9 protein-coding genes are annotated in these 16666 nt (G+C 50.0%); 7 read left to right on the top strand and 2 right to left on the bottom strand.

Annotation, left to right across the window (positions count from 1 at the left end; genetic code table 11):
* Nucleotides 1-18 precede the first annotated feature (18 nt).
* The 7 genes from F7231_RS18205 to F7231_RS18175 all read left to right on the top strand — a co-directional run bounded on the left by F7231_RS18205 (nt 19) and on the right by F7231_RS18175 (nt 11356).
* On the top strand, nt 19-519 hold the full coding sequence (locus F7231_RS18205; protein WP_166692960.1) for a hypothetical protein: 501 nt from the start codon (nt 19-21) through the stop codon (nt 517-519).
* Nucleotides 520-533: 14 nt separating this feature from the next.
* Complete coding sequence (locus F7231_RS18200; RefSeq protein WP_166692959.1) at nt 534-1496, top strand: hypothetical protein; 963 nt, start codon at nt 534-536, stop codon at nt 1494-1496.
* A gap of 70 nt (nt 1497-1566) precedes the next feature.
* Nucleotides 1567-3060, top strand: coding sequence for a C1 family peptidase (locus F7231_RS18195; RefSeq protein ID WP_166692958.1), 1494 nt, complete (start codon nt 1567-1569; stop codon nt 3058-3060).
* A 1117-nt stretch (nt 3061-4177) separates the two neighbouring features.
* Nucleotides 4178-4774 carry an RNA polymerase sigma factor gene (locus tag F7231_RS18190; RefSeq protein ID WP_166692957.1) on the top strand — a complete coding sequence of 199 codons (597 nt, stop codon included), beginning with the start codon at nt 4178-4180 and terminating at the stop codon, nt 4772-4774.
* Between the two features lie 59 nt (nt 4775-4833).
* Entirely contained in the window at nt 4834-5910 is a 1077-nt protein-coding gene (locus F7231_RS18185) for a FecR family protein (protein WP_166692956.1), read from the top strand.
* Between the two features lie 226 nt (nt 5911-6136).
* The gene (locus tag F7231_RS18180; protein WP_166692955.1) at nt 6137-9538 is read left to right on the top strand and encodes a TonB-dependent receptor; all 3402 of its coding nucleotides are present in this window, start codon (nt 6137-6139) and stop codon (nt 9536-9538) included.
* Between the two features lie 6 nt (nt 9539-9544).
* On the top strand, nt 9545-11356 hold the full coding sequence (locus F7231_RS18175; protein WP_166692954.1) for a RagB/SusD family nutrient uptake outer membrane protein: 1812 nt from the start codon (nt 9545-9547) through the stop codon (nt 11354-11356).
* A 152-nt stretch (nt 11357-11508) separates the two neighbouring features.
* On the opposite strand, the gene F7231_RS18170 is transcribed toward F7231_RS18175, so the two are convergent.
* Both F7231_RS18170 and F7231_RS18165 read right to left on the bottom strand, forming a co-directional pair.
* On the bottom strand, nt 11509-15039 hold the full coding sequence (locus tag F7231_RS18170; protein WP_166692953.1) for a VCBS repeat-containing protein: 3531 nt from the start codon (nt 15037-15039) through the stop codon (nt 11509-11511).
* 88 nt (nt 15040-15127) lie between these two features.
* Entirely contained in the window at nt 15128-16651 is a 1524-nt protein-coding gene (locus F7231_RS18165; protein ID WP_166692952.1) for a RagB/SusD family nutrient uptake outer membrane protein, read from the bottom strand.
* Nucleotides 16652-16666 lie beyond the last annotated feature (15 nt).

The raw sequence follows: 16666 nt of genomic DNA, 5'->3' as shown, positions 1-16666 counted from the left end.
ATTTACCTCTCTTCCGAAATGAGTGTACCCTTTATAAAATTTCTGGTCATTACACTTGCTGTTAGCGGCGGTATCGGCGCGTTGATTTATACCTTCTGCAGCGGGAATACGTCGGCGGGGACAGGTACGTCGGCAGAGCAGGAACTGCTGTTTTTGAGTGATGTACAGCAGGCCGACAGCCTGCATATCAAGTTCAAAAAAACAGACCCTATTGATCAGGCCAGTGCGTTTTCAGATCTCCGATTTAAACAGGAAGCCGCCATTGGCCGAATGGAAACCGGCTACAAAGCTGATACCGTATTCAAAGCGCTGGCTCAAACTACCGGACGTAATTACAGCAAACTACTTGGGACCATTTCGCTCCAGGCCAGCGATCGGGAAACCAAAGCCGAAACCAAGGTGCAGCTTATCGACCAGATCAGCACCCTCAAAACCGAAGTGCAAAGCCTGGAAACGCAACTGATGCTCAAACAGTCGAGCCTGGAAAGTATGCGGGCAATCAAAGCCGCCCAGCAATAGTAATCCTACCTGCCATGAAACCTATTAATCAAACCGAACGAACCAGTCGATGGAGCCAGTTTCTGGGTCTGTATGCTGCCTTTTTTGCGCTAACGGCGCTCTGCTGGTGGCTCTCACTGGCCCTGATTCCCCGGCTTACCAATGTGCAACAGAATCAGACGCTACAGGAAATGATCGCCTACAAACGGCTGTTGAGCGAACCCGACGCGATGCTGGCGACCGTAGAACAGGGCGCTCCTCTGACCGATGACTGGCTACGAAATTTCTACGCATCGACGAGTGCGCTGGATCAGCAATTTCCGAAACCACTCTTCATGGCTACGACCAATAGCTACCGGCAGTTAGCAGGTGAGTATGAAAATGCCCGCCGGGCCGGTGATACGGGTCTACAACTAATGAACTCACAGAAAATTCAACTCGACGCCAGAAAAGCACAGCTAATAGCAGCACTGGCTTCGGCTGGTACCGAGCTGAAAACCGTAGCCGCTGCCCCAGCACCTAAACCAGCCGGTGGTGACAAGCCTGCTGAAGCCGCTAAGCCAGGCATTAAAACGGCCTTGTTTGGCCCTTTCAAGCCCTTACTAATCTCAGGTAACGGTGAGTTTGGGGCTAACAATCCTGAGGCTACCATATCGGCGCAGTTCATCATCCTTCGAGAGCGGCAGGTGGTACTAGGTGTATACTTCGAAACTGGCGGAACTGACACGGGTACCCTGGCTAAAGTAAGCGAGCGACGAGAGTTGTACACGGCGCCACCCGGTTATAAAATTGTGGGCTTATCGGTTCCGGAGCGTACACCTTGGCGTATCAATTACATCGACAAGACGATGCGGCTGGATAAGTTCGACGTGGGTGATGGACTACTAACGTACCTCATACAAAGCAACACGGCTGGCCTCGATATTGGCGCTACGGGTGGTAGCACGCTGTCCATTCAGTTGAATAAGCAGATTACCGTAGAGCTGGAGAAGGAGTGAACGAATCAATAGCATCCTCATAAGACGGGCGGATTAACCGTATCGTACGCTTCTAAGCACACCTTTTTATATGAAACCGAGCACACTCACTACTCGCTTGTTAGCTATAGCCATACTAACGACCAGGCTCCCGCTTGTTCAAGCGCAGGAAAAACCCATCGTTCGCAAATACGCCGGTGGTCTTAACATGACCCAGACGCGTTCGCTGACAGTTATGACCAAGGCCCGGTTAACAACCCGAAGCCTTAACAACTTACCCGAACAGGTTTCGTACGAGCAGTTTTGTCCCAGTGTTGGTGATCAGGGAAAGCAGGAAACATCAGTAGCCTTTGCGACGGCCTATTACCTCCGCACCATCATGGAAGGAAAAGAGCTGAACGTAACGCAACAGGCAAAGCTCGATCAGGCGCGTTTTTCGCCAACCTTCATCTATGATAAAATTCGAGACCCGAAAGACAAGAATTGCCAGGGGGGCGGCACCATCGAAGAAGCGTTGGATGTGCTCAAAACGGCTGGCGTACCCCGTTTGAAAACCCTTGCCTATCCCTTGTGTAGCCCCTCAATTCCAGCTGCCGCAGCAAAAGAAGCCAGTCAGTTCCGCATTGGCGACTACCAGCAGTTGTTTGCTGAACCGACCGATCCCGACCAGAAAGTACTGGCCGTAAAAAAAGCGCTGGCTGAAGGAAATCCGGTAGTAGTGGGCATTGGTGCTCCGTTGTCATTTGAAGAAGCCCGTGCTGTGTGGGAGCCGGCACCCAATGAACAAGTAGACGACATTCTCTATAACCAGGCGATCTGCGTAGTGGGCTACAATGACAAACTACATGGTGGGGCCTTTCGTATTGTTAATAGCTGGACCAGCAAGTGGGGCGAGAAAGGTTTCTGCTGGATTCCGTATGCACATTTTGGCCGGTTTACGCACAATGCCTTTCAGGTTTACGGAGGAGTAAAAACTAGCGTAGCTGTAACGGGAGGCAAGGCTATTCAGGATGGCAACCGGCGTGGTTCAGCAGAACTCAAGCTGAACGATGGCACGACGATGCCAATAATCAAGCAGCAAGCAACGCGTAAACTCAAGGTGGTTTCAGACGAGTCTGCGCCGAACGACATAACCCTGTATCAGTTGGCACAAAATTACCCGACCAACACACGGTTTAAATTTTACCTGAACAACTCCGAGAATGCGTACGTCTATGCCTTGACTACCGATGAGGCGGGCGATTTTATCAAGCTATTTCCCTTCGACGAGTTAACCAGTCCATTGTTAGGACCCAACACGACCGTTGCCTACCCAGATGAAACCCATTCGATCGTTATGGAAAAACGTAAAAGCAATGACTATCTGCTTATTCTTTTCTCGAAACGGCCGTTGATTATAGATGCCCTGATTAAAAGCTTAGAACGTAAACGTGGTTCGCTGGATAAACGTCTGGCAGATATACTGGGCGATCAACTTGTACGACAGGATCAGGTTAAGTACCAAACTGATCAGGCAGCATTTGAAGTGAAGTCTGGTGCTCCAGGAAATATTGTGCCTCTGCTTATCGAATTTCAGTACAAATAATGATGGAGTAATCCGCGATTAGCTTCAACCCTACCTTAACAACTGATAGCTACACCAATGACCGCCCACAAAACATAGCGGTTCCAGCTTGATAAAATCATTACGATCATTTGGAATGCCGGTAGCCTTCAAATTAATAGACCTTCCGTAATCTGTCCCCTATTCCGTCCCCTGGCCTATTAACCCAATATAACTGACTGACTATCAATTGTAATTCAAGTCCCTTCGGGAGCACATTTTCCGCATCAACGGAACATACAAACGCTAACTTTCAACGAGTTAGCGTTTTTTGTTATCAGGCTTTTAGTCAATTGCTGACCACACCGGTGGCAAATACTCACTCCTCTTGCCAGCAAATACTATTGTCTCTGGCCGAAGAGGGCGGGCTGATTAATTGAGATAAATCAGTGCAGAATAAATCTATTAGTAGCCCGTACACTGACTAAATAGATGGGTTTGGGTTAATATCCCACACTATCTTGGTAATTTCATAGTTAATAATGATTTATAAATAGTTGTACTTTGTATTCCGCTACAGCGTGTGTATCTGCCTAGGTATATAAGAAATCTTGCTACTTGAAAGTGGATAGGGTGAGCCGACAGACAAAAAGCTAAATCTTACTGATCAGCTTGTCTGTGTTTTGCTCTTCTTACCGCTATTCGCAACTCGTGTTACAGACCTATGGCGTATGCACTTTCGCCATTAAGCGAAGTGATTCCAAGGCTAGCTCACTAAGCCTGACCAAGCCGTTTTCGCGTTCGTGTTAAGCTTGTTATGTCTTATGACAGCTATGCTTCACTCACTTAAGTATTTAAGTGATCACCGTCTCGAATTTAATTTATTAGTGCAATTTAAAGAATCAACCTAAACTCTTATATAACCGAAAATTCACTTTCAAATTATGATCAATAATAAGCACAAGCGAGCTGCTATTTAGCTAATGACTTGCTTAAGCAGGTGATCGTAATTTTAATTAATAAATGCATTCATCCGTTCACTGCTATTTTTTATTCATAACTGAAATTTGGTTTCAGTTATTCAGTAACTAAGCAGACTAGTGCTACAATCTGACGATCTGTTTTTGCTTATTGTTCTTCCCCATTTGCTCTTTAAGATATGGCTGCTCAACTAACTGATCACACTTTATGGATATCCTATCGTCAGGGAGATAAACAAGCCTTGGGCAAACTAGCCGAACGCTACTATCGTGTACTGAGACACTACGGGCTAAAGTTTATGGTAGATGGAGCAATAGTCGAAGATTGTATTCAAGAATTATTCTTACAACTGTGGCAAAACCGGTCTCGCATCAATGATACAGATTCGGTCAAGCATTATCTTTTAAAATCACTTAGACATCACATTTTACAAAACCTACGCGCCCAAAAAAAGCAGCCGGTTCAGGACATAGATTGGACTGGATTTTTGGCTGAAGATATCAGTGCAGAAACATTACTGATCCAGCAGGAATCATTGAATAGTTTGACTGCGACAATTAAGGCCCAACTGGCTACGCTACCGGCTCGCGAACGGGAAGCGCTCTATCTGCGCTACTATGAGAACTTATCTATTCCTGAGATCGCCGAAGTCATGAACGTGAACCGCCAGTCAGTTTCTAACTCACTGCAGAAAGCACTAAACAAGTTACGTACCAAGTGGCTATCACCAGTCTTTGTGTCTGCCTATGTTTTTTTCGGTATTATTTTAGCGTAAGAAGGGTATAACCAGCTTAGGACTTCATACTATCACTAAAAATAGTAGAAAAGTACTAAATGGACTATGTGCCCGACACCTTCTCCACTGTGGAGGATTTCCTGGAAAGCGCCGCTTTTCGGACCTGGGTCCGGGAAAGACGCCGGGAAGATCAAGTGTACTGGCAACAATGGTTAGCTCAGTATCCAGAAAAAAGAGAGCTTTATGAGCAGGCGGTATCTACACTTTTAGCCATTCAAGGTACAGAGCAGACCCTATCAGACCAGCAGGTACGTGATAAAGTCGCTCTGATGCTGAGCGAGATTCCCCAGCCATTTTCTATCCAAAACACGGTTTCAGACTGGCCCTGGGTACGTTGGGCCGTGGCTGCTACCCTACTGGTTAGCCTATTCTTTCTAAAGCAACTGCAGCAGCCTATCATCGACGTCTTCAGGCAATTGGGCGGAAAGCGTGAACAACTGGCGGATAAAGCCAACTGGAAGACAGTCAAGAATAGCACAGGCCAGCCGTTGGTTATTCTCTTGCCCGACAATTCGTCTGTACTATTGTCGACGGGTAGCCAGCTTCGATTTCATACAACTACCAAGTATCCGCTTCGCGAGGTATTTCTTAAGGGTGAGGGCTTCTTTGAAGTAGCCAAAGATCCTACCAAGCCATTCATTGTTTACACGGCAGACCTGACAGCAAAAGTAGTAGGCACGAGCTTTAAGATACGTGCTTTTGAAGCCGACTCGTCAACGCAGGTACGTGTAAAAACAGGCAAGGTTACAGTCGCTTCTGCTCAGGTCCCTGCTAAAACAATTTTACTCACTGTTAACGAAGAACTTCGGCTCGGCTCGAAAAAGACCGAACTCGTAAAGGCTACACGTTTTTCAACGAAAGACGATCCATCCATACTTATTGCTCAGCAATTTACATTCAGCTACACACCCGTTTCAGCCATTTTAGATAAACTGGAAGACTGCTATTTTATGCCAATACAGTACGATCGCGATGTCCTAAGCCAGTGTACGTTCACGGGTGAACTTAACGATATGCCTTTCCTGGAAAAAATACGACTTATCTGTTTAACCATTGAGTCGTCCTTTGAGATCGTTGACAATCAGATCATCATCCACAGTAAAGGGTGTAAATAACCATAAACTTAACGCTGACTCAAGTATGATGTACTAGCTGCCTCTCCCAATTAGTAAGCAGGCAAAAGACTGCAGAAAGTAAGCCTACAAGACAATTAATCTGTGCTTATTCAATAGATTAATTGTCAAAAAAACACCCAATTAATTACAACTACAATTCAAAAACAACTACGCACACTAACATATGCACTGCATTTTATTTAACCGAAATGTTTGGGCCAGGATTATGAAAATTTCAAGCGTGCAAATTTTGCTTGCGCTTATCCTGACCAATATTAACTTCGCCTTCGATGGCAGAGCCCAGGAGATACTAGATCGGCGTATCAGTATCTCAGTACAAGGTCAAGATGTTGAGACGATTATGAAACGAATCGAGAAACAGTCTGACGTACGCTTTCTATTCAGCCGCGAGATTACTCAGTCGCAGCGCAAGATCAGTTACGAGGCCAAGAACGAACCGCTTTCTTCGGTGCTGAGTCAGATTCTGACCCCGCTTAACCTAAGCTACGAGATCGTTGGAAAGCAGGTGGTGATCAAGCGTATTTTGGCGCCATCAACTTCATCTCAGCAAAGCAACATCACGGAAGTAAAAGACACACAAGTGACTGGTCGCGTTGTGGGCGACAATGGCGAAGGGCTACCCGGCGTAAACGTTCAGATCAAATCAACGACGCGTGGTACAAGCACGGACGTGAATGGCAATTTCAAATTGACTGTGCCTGACAATGCCGTTCTGGTTTTCTCTTACATTGGGTACGTCTCTCAGGAGATTACCGTAGGGGGTAAGTCGGTGATCAATATTACTCTTGCCGCCGATGACAAAACGCTCAACGAAGTGATTGTTGTGGGTTACGGCACCCAGCGCAAGCGGGACGTAACGGGGGCGGTGACGACCGTGACTGAGGCTACTTTGAAAGAAGTACCGGCCCCTAACCTGCTCAACCAACTCAAAGGCCGTGCAGCCGGGGTATCGATCGTCAGTAATGGCTCTACACCCGGCAGCCAGGCGTCTATTCGTATCCGGGGTAACCGTTCGTTGACAACGGGCAATGGTGATGGTCTCGACGGCCCGCTTGTGGTGGTTGATGGTATTCCGTTTGGGGGGTTGAATGATATCAACCCAGACGACATTGCGAACCTCGAAATCTTGAAAGACGCTTCGGCAACGGCCATCTATGGGTCAAGAGGGGCAGGTGGTGTCATTCTGATTACAACGAAGCGTGGTAAAGTTGGCAAGCCGATTCTGTCGTATGACGGCTACCATGGTGTGACAAGCATCATGGGCAAGTACAACGTTATGAACGGCGCGCAGTACGCCAAGTTTAAAGAGCAATCGGCCGCTTTGAATACGCAGGGCGCTGGCACAACGGCTTACCCCCTGACAGAAGAAGAACGGGCAAACCTCGCCGCAGGTGTCTCTACGGACTGGCAGGACTTACTGTATAAGCAAGGCTTCAACACGAGCCATCAGTTAGGCTTGCAGGGTGGTGTAGAGAATACGCAGTATGGTCTAGGCCTTGGCTACTTCAACGAAACGGGTATCATGCCCAATCAGAATTTTCAGCGTATGAACGTACGCGCTACGATAGACCAAAAACTTGGTAAGCGCGTTAAAGTAGGCTTAAACACCATCAACACCCTTACGTTCAGAAATGACCCTGCGGGTGGGGGTGTTCCAACAGAACTGGTTCGTTTGTCGCCACTGATCAAGCCATACAACGATGATGGCACGGTACTGCTGAACCCTAAGCGGGGAACCATTGAAGCGCAGGCGGTGACGCCCCTCACGCTTATTACACGCGGTAACGATATTCTGTCGAATGAGCGGGCAATCAGAACATTCAACAGCCTGTATGCAGAAGTTGGCATTGTAGACGGCCTGCGGTACCGGTTCAACGCCGGTCTGAACTACAGCCAGACTGGTTTCAACGGGTATGGCCCACCAAATACGTTCGTTAACACAGGTGTTGACCAAAGCGTATCTAACGCCGACATCCGGAATACAGAGTATTGGGATGTTAACATGCAGCACCTGCTTTATTACGATAAAACAATTGCTGCTAAACATCGTCTTGGCGTAACTGCCCTTTACGAGATTACCAAAAATCATAACCTGGGCAGTAGCTTCAACGTAAAAGGCGTACCTGCTGATTACATCAAAACGGCCAACTTCGCCCTGGCTTCAGGTCAGCCTACTGGTAGTGGCAGCTTCGGCGAGACTGGTCTGGTTTCTTACATGGCTCGCGTGAACTACACATTCAATGATAAGTATGTCCTGACGGCCACGTTCCGTCGGGATGGTTCATCTACCCTGTCGCCGGCCAATCGGTTCTTTAATTATCCGGCCATTGGCTTGAGCTGGAACGTCATCGAAGAGCCATTTATGAAAGGACTACCAGCCTTCTCAAATTTGAAAGTGAGGGGTGGCTGGGGTATCTCGGGTAACCGTAACGTAGGCGCTTACGCCACCTTGGGTGCACTCTCAACAGGGTATTACAACTTCGGTACTACGGCTGCAGGGCAGGCGCTGGCCTACACCGTTACACAGCTACCTGCCAGTAACTTAGGCTGGCAGTCCACGGCTCAGTCGGATATCGGTCTGGAAATCGGTTTGTTCAACAACCGGATTACCGGCACATTTGATGCGTATTTCCAGCAGACCAAAGACATCCTGCTCTCGGTGAACCTTCCGGAAAGTAACGGCGCCAACTCAACGCTGAAAAACCTGGGGCGAACAGAGGGCCGAGGCTTTGAGTCGTCGGTGACGGTCGACATCTTCAGAAACAAGAATGGTTTTAACTGGAGCACCGATCTGTTGTACTTCTTCAACCGGGAAAAAATTACGCAGTTGACCACACCAACTGAGCTCGATAACAAAGGCAATTTCTGGTTTGTTGGCCAACCACTGACTGTTATCTACGACTACAATAAAATCGGTATCTGGCAGCAATCGGACGTTGACAATGGCGCGTTGAAGAAGCAAACATCGCCTGTGCAGCTTCCAGGTGAGATCAGAGTGGAAGACGTCGACAACAACGGTGTCATCAACGCCGACGACCGTAAGATCATCGGTAACTTCCAGCCAGCCTGGGAAGGTGGTATAACCAACCGTATTAGCTACAAAGGCTTCGACCTGTCGATCGTAACCTTCGCTCGCATGGGCATGAAGGTGGTGGTGCCTTACTTGTCAGGTACGTCGGGTGGTGGTTCTGGTTTTGGCTTCCTGAACCAGGGACGTTCAAACCAGCTGGTGATGGACTACTGGACGCCAGAAAACCCAACCAACGCATTCCCACGGCCCGATGCGGGTGGTGGCGTGCGAAACTTCACCTCTACTACGTCGTATCAGGATGGTTCATTCATCAAAATGAGAAGTATCAACCTGGGTTACACAGTTAATGGTAAAGTGCTCAATAAAATTGGCGTTAACTCTGCCCGCATCTACCTGAATGCGACTAACCCGTTCATCCTTTATTCGCCATTGGTTCGCGACAAACTGGCTGTTGATCCGGAAGGAAACGGCTATGGCAACACCATTCAGGGCGGCAACTTCAACCGATTCGTTACGGTAAACTTGAACAACCCACCGGTTCGTCAATTCACACTGGGCGTAAATCTTAAATTTTAAGTCAAGATGAAAAAAATACATATTTCAGCCATTGCGTTCACATTACTGTCCTGCTTAGGCTGCGACAGTATACTTGAAGAAAAGCCGCAATCTCAAATTGTACCTTCTTATTTCAATAGCCCCGCCGGCGTATTAGGCGGTATTGCCGGGGTATATAACCTAACCCGAAACCAGTGGGGTACCGAAGGCTTCTCGATTGAGATGCAGGCAGGTACCGATGAGTTCATTCAGGGGGCGAGTAGTGGCGGAGGCCCCGTCCATACGTTTAACGGCCTGAATGGCAGCAACTTCGGCTCAGCCTGGGGTACGTCATTTACGGCAATCAACACCCTTAACGGTGTATTGAAGTTTGGGCAGAGCATTGACCTGCCTACAGCCACGAAAAACCAGTACCTGGCGCAGGCCAAGTTTTTGCGGGCGTTCTGGTACTTCTATCTGGTACAGACATGGGGGGATGTTCCACTAAGCACGGAGTTCATAACGGTGCCGTCGCAAAGCGCCAAACGGGATCCGGCGACGGAAGTGTATAAGTTGATCATTCAAGACTTAACCGAAGCAGCCGCGGCATTGCCCGACAGACCAACCGCGCCATTTCTCGGAAAAGCGGCTACCAAGCCGGTCGCCCTGTTCTTTCTGGCGAAAGCATACCTGACGCGTGGCTGGCTGACAAACTCACAGGCAGATTTTGCGCAGGCCGCCAAAATTTCGAGTGATATCATCGCCGCGAAAGGTACCTATGGTTTAGACTTGTGGCAGGATTTTGGCGACGCGTTTGTTCCCGCCAATGATTACGGGAAAGAGACGATGTTTGTGAGCGATCACGTACTAGATGCCAAATTTGGCTACTATACAGTAGGTGGCGGTGCCAGTGGCGGCGAAGCGCAGAACCTAACACCCTGGTTCGCCAACTGGAACTACCCCAACAACAGCGGTATCAACTCATTTGTCAATACAAATGGTGTGCTGGTCAATTCAGGTACGTCGGGTATGGTACGTGATGCGTTCTATGGCCGTCCATACGCACGTATCCGCCCAAACAGTGTGAAACAGTCGTCGGGAGAGAATGCCGGCAAGAACTACTTCCTTGATCAGGCTTTTGTGAAACGGGATGTAGACTCACGGTTTGCCAATACGTTCTACACGGTCTATATCTCGAATACGAGCGTGACGAACACGGCCACAGCAGCCAACAACAGACGTGGCATTGGTTACACGATGCAGGTTGGTGTTGACACAGCGGTATGGCTACCTGACTTCGAAGTAGTTGGTGCGCCACAGTTTGTAGGAACACGGCCTTTCAAAGGTATCGTGGCCCCACCGAGCACCTGGAATGCCAACCTGTATCCTGCTATCAAGAAGCACATGGACCCAAGCCGGGGTAGTAATATCAATGACCCGTCGACCCGGCCAGTGGTGCTTACCCGTTTCTCTGAAGTGTACCTTGTTGGTGCAGAGGCGTACCTGATGGCTGGCGATAAAGCGAAGGCCGCTGAACTCCTCAACGTAATTCGCCAGCGGGCTTCTTTCCGTAAAACAAACTCAGCTGCCCAAAATACGGCAGCCGCCACAGCGATGACAATTGCCGCCAATGATGTAACGGTTGATTTCATCCTGGATGAGCGCAGCCGCGAACTGTTCGGCGAGTGGATGCGCTACCATGACCTGGTTCGTACCCAATCACTGGTACGGCGTGTAAAGGCCTGGAATACAGAGGCGGCTCCTTACATCAAGGATTTCCACGTTCTTCGGCCAATTCCTCAGACACAGATTGACCGTACTGTTGAAGGACCCAAGTTTCCACAGAACACGGGCTACTAACAGAACACGGGCTACTGGTAGCAATCAATAGTCAACAGGCTGTATACACAAAGAGAGGACAAACTGGTGTCCTCTCTTTGTGTATACAGCCTGTTTTCGTTCACGCATTTTTGGGGTTCACAACATCAGTTAATCTATCCTGACGCGATAGATCATAAAGAGCGGCGCCGCCCCTGTCCATCTATGACATAGCCAGTCGAACTGGCTGCTACTGTCGTTACCCGCGATGACTGAGACAGGTACCCGCTCCCCCAATAAAATTCTGTCTTTCGGGTTTTACCGTTTGCCAGTTTGGTCATGGCAAACGCATCACCCTGGCGAAGCTTAATAAGCGCCCCGGGCTTTCGGGTAGCCATCGTCAGCAGACGGAGACTATCTTGATTCTGGGTAACAACGTACAGAGGCTGCCCGCTGGCGAGACGTACCTCGGCAAATGCCTTGGCATCCTTATCGACCAGAAAACCGCTTTGGGCCGACGGCAAGGCAGTAAACGTGCCGGTACCGGTGCCCAGCAGGCAAGTGCCGATGCCCGCATCGTACCAACCCGTGAGTGGCTCAGTACTGTACTCATTTCCGACGCCCAGCACGTCCAGGTTGCCGTCGCCGTTCACGTCAGTAATGTGCAGGCCAAATAAGGGCGAGAACTGAGCCTGAATAGGCAGTGGATGGAGTGTAAACTGGCCGTTTCCTTTGTTTTCGATGTAAGATGACGCCATGTTGGTCGCTTTGAAGACAAGGGCCCCTTTGAGGGCATCTGCATCGAACACGTCGGAAAAGGTGGCATTGCCGTAATCGCTATAGTGAATGAATCGCCGACGCATGCTCACCATCTGGGTGCTGAGGGTTTCGCGCGGGTGCGTCAGGTATTCTTTCCCCTGGATAAAGCGACAGAGAATGGGGTCGATACGCCCGTTGTTGTCAAAATCCTTGGCATACAGGCAAACGGGCTGCTCGGCCGATGCCCGGTAACGGGAATTGAGCCCCAGGTTTCCGGCGATGTAGTCAATATCGCCGTCATTGTCGAAGTCGCCACCAACAACCGAGTTCCACCAGCCCACTGAATTGGGCAATACGACAGACTGCTGGCCCAGCGTTTTACCCTGGTTGTTTTTGTGGAAGGTAACCGGCATAAACTCACCAACGACCAGCAGGTCAACCCAGCCGTCGTTATCGTAATCGGTCCATAAGGCGCTGGTGATCATGCCGGCCCGTCGCAGGGCTGGCGCAACCTGGTCGGTAACATCACTAAAATGCCCTTTACCGTCGTTTTTAAGTAAATAGCTGGCAGGCGCGGTTGGGTACTGGCCCGGTACAAGCCGGCCGCCGATGAACAAATCCAGATCGCCGTCCTTATCGAAGTCGCTGGCGACTACGCAGCTACCGCTAGCCGAGATCAGGGGCAAGGCGGTCGTATCGAGTTGGAAAACGCCCTTTCCGGCATTTCGGTAGAATCGACTCTGGTACGCTTTTTCGTCGGCCCCGAATTCACTGCTTCCGCTAACACAGTAAAGGTCCTGATCCCCGTCGTTGTCGGCATCGAACAAGAGCAGGCCCATATCCTCCGACTCTTTAGCTGGCAGGTGGTCGACTGAGAAGGTCTGGTCTGGCCGTTGCAAGAAAATCGTAGCCGGGTTACCCGCCGACCCGCTCACAACAAAGTCGTCGAGCCCATCGCCGTTCACGTCGCCAACCGCAATGCCCGGCCCCGATTGTGCATATTTCCTGGGCAGCAGGCTGGTCCATTTAAAATCGACAAAATCAAGTTCAGTCTGCTTGTAAGGAGGGGTCGTTTGTGACGGCGCCAGGCTAAATAACGGAGCTGGTTCTGGCCCGCCTGAAGACGTACCTGGCCTGGCTCGGTCTTCGTGCAACGTAAGGAGTTGATTGGCCGTCACGTTTGTCAGCTTCTGCACTTTTTGACCTGGCCAGGTAATCAGAAGTGAGTCGACCATTGCCTGGTCGCCGAGGCCAAAGTGCACGAAAGGCTCCACGGTCGACGTGTACCCGCGCTGAATTACCTGCTCGGCGTACTGTTGCTGGCCGCCTCTATACCAGATCGTCAGTTTTGCGCCCAGCCCCGTTGGGTTTCCCTTCGAACCAGCCAGTTTCAGCCGGAGGTAATTCGGCTTCGTTTTGGCGTCAGCATCCTGTATGTGATTTTCATACAGGAGCGCTTCACTGTCAATGGAGTTCATCACCAGGTCCAGGTCACCATCGTTATCCAGATCGGCATAGGCGGCGCCATTGCTGACAGCATGTTCTTTAAGCCCCCATTCGGAGGCAACGTTAGTGAAGGCCAAATTCCCTTTGTTCTGAAACAGAAAATCAGGCTTGTCGATCGCTTCCAGCTTGTTGGTGGCCTCCGTGATGTTGCGCAGTTTGGCTTCTTTCGTACCGAACATGGACGCATCTTTTGAATAGATGCTAAAGTCGAGGTTCGTTACATCTTTGGGGTACCCGTTTGTGATAAGAATGTCCCGATTGCCATCATTATCGAAATCGGCCAGCAGTGGGCTCCAACTCCAGTCGGTGGCCTCGATGCCGGCCAATTGCCCAACATCACTGAAGGTTGGCAACCCCTGGGCTGAGGCACCGTTATTAAGCTGTAGGGTATTTCGAACATACTGAGGCTGGTATTTTCGGTTCAGCACCGTCTGAAACTGGTCGTAATTGATGTCGGAAAACATCGATTTCTGCCGCAGGTTATCGTCGGGTAACATATCAACGGCCACAATATCGTTCAGGCCGTCATTGTTCAGATCGGCCATATCGACGCCCATTCCGTTCTGCTCCTGATGCTTTAAGGCCAGGTTGATTTTGTTGGTGAAGGTGCCATCCTGGTTATTGATGTACATCAGGTCGTTCGACAGGAAATCGTTGGTGATGTACAGATCGGGATACCCATCCCGGTTTATGTCATTAGTAACGACTCCAAGTCCCCAGCCTTCTGTATTGATGCCCGCTTGCCGGGAAACATCGGTGAACCGGGGAAGCCCATCGGGTTGCAGGCCATCGTTCCGAAAGAGCTTATCGAGGCTGCGGCCGGTGCCATCTGTTTTCTGACCTACCGCCACATTCCGGTTGTAGTCTTCCAGGCCGTTGTTGACCAAATACATATCCAGATCGCCATCCAGGTCGTAATCGAAAAAGGTGGCCTGCGTTGAGTAACTCGTATCGGCCAGTCCAACCTGGCGGGCTGACTCAACGAAGCGGGGAGTGCCCGCCTCATCGACGCCTTTGTTGATGAACAGCAGGTTCGGAGCCGATCTGGTCTTGTCGGGGTGAACGGTGCACAGGTATATGTCGAGCAGCCCATCCTGATTGATGTCGACCATCGCCACGCCCGTGCACCAGGCCGTTGTACTGACGTTGGCCGGTACAGTAATATCGCTGAACGTAAGCGCGCCTTTGTTCAGAAACAGCTTCGACGAGACCATGTTACCCGTGAAGAACACATCCTGAAGGCCGTCGCTATTCACATCGCCAATACCAACGCCGCCCCCGTTGTAGATGTACTCGAAGTTAAGCACATTGAAACTATCGGTTTCTGTGATCGTATTGGTGAAGGTAAGGTGTGAGTTAGCTGAGCTTACCAGCGAAAAAACCGGTTTTTTACCAAACTGGCAGGCGTCTAACGAAAGGGTTAGGCACAGTAAAAGGGCAGCTAAACGGGTAACGCTCATAGCAAATAGGGTAAAGGGCAATCGTCTAAAAAAATGTACCACCCCCAATTGACCGGGGGTGGTACGAATAACGAACGCGTAGGCAGTCCTAGTAACCAGGATTCTGATCGGTCTGACTAATTTTTGAGTTGTTGTTTATCTCCGTTTGTGGGATTGGCAGCAACTCATGTTTGTTTGGCGCGAAATACGAAATTGGCTCCTGGGCAAGCTTATTCTGTTTGCGCCAACGCAGGATATCCAGGTTACGAATTTGCTCGCCGCCTAGCTCAACCCGTTTTTCGTGTACAACAGCGGTAAAGACCTGCGCTTTAGTCGTTGTTGGAAATTTGGCTGTCGGGTAACCAGGCATCGCCACACTTGGCCGGGCACGTACCTGGTTCAGGTACGTCACAGCCGTTGCCGGCGACCCCACCTCGTTCTCGCACTCAGCCATCATCAGCAGCACCTCGGCATACCGAATCACCCGGAAATTGATACCCGACTGCGAGTTTTCCGACGCAGCCTTGTAGATCTTCTGGTACTTCTTCCAGCTGATCTTTGGCTCAGCCCCCTGTATATCCGTCAGCGTTTGGGTACCGTTGTTAAACGTGTCACCTACCTGATAGAATGAATCCCGGAAACGGGTATCATCTTTCGTGCTGCCATTGGTACGGGTTTCGAACTCGGCGAGCAGACCATTCGACGGAATCAGGTTCCGCCACGCATTGGGGCCGTACTCCTGGCCACGAATAGTCACTTCCCCGTTGACACCGTTGCCATCACCGCTCCAGTTCAGGCCACCAAAGGCTTCGGTGAAGGAGATTTCCCAGACCGATTCTGAGTTGAATTCGTTCTCCTCCCTGAAGTTGTCGATGTAGTTATCGGTCAGTTTATACTGGTTGGAGGCAATCACAGCCGCAAGTTGTTCTCTGGCGGCGGCATAATCGCCCCGTTGCATGTACACGCGAGCCAGCATCGACTGGGCTGCGCCTTTGGATACCCGACCGATGTCGTTGTCGGAATAGGCTGACTTTAGCGGTAAACCAGCAATAGCCTCTTTCAGGTCACTGATAACCAGTTCGTACACTTGCTCTTGCGTTGCTCTTGGCTGGCTTTCGTCGGGCGAAGTAGCGTATGTTTTGTACAGCGGAACGCCACCCCAGATCGATACCAATTCATAATAGGCCCAGGCCCGGTGAAACTTGGCTTCACCTACAACCCGATTCCGTAACTCCTCGGTAATGCTCTGCTGCACGCCCGGTGCAAAACTGATCACTACATTGGCCCGGTGAATGACCCGGTACAAGCCCAGCCAAACGTCATTGGCTACCGTGTTGGAGGCATCCTGCCCACCATTGATCAGCTGTGCCCGCTGAATTTCGAGTTGTGATCCACCAGGTTGCATATCATCGCCCCGCAGATCGTGAAGAAAGAAATATTCACGTCCGTAGAGGTTCAATCCCTGCCAACCGGCATACACCGCATTGACGCCGGTTACCAACTCGTTACCCGTCTTGAAATACGTCTCCGTTGATAACTGGGTGGGGTTCACTTTGTCCAGAATACTGTCGTTGCAGGAAAAAGTGAGGGCAAGCGAACTGAGCAGAACTACTTTAACTATGTTGCTTTTCATGTCGTTTCGAGAATT

Source organism: Fibrivirga algicola (assembly GCF_011742925.1).
GTDB classification, from domain to species: Bacteria; Bacteroidota; Bacteroidia; order Cytophagales; family Spirosomataceae; genus Fibrella; species Fibrella algicola.
This window is presented reverse-complemented; position numbering and strand designations above follow the sequence as displayed.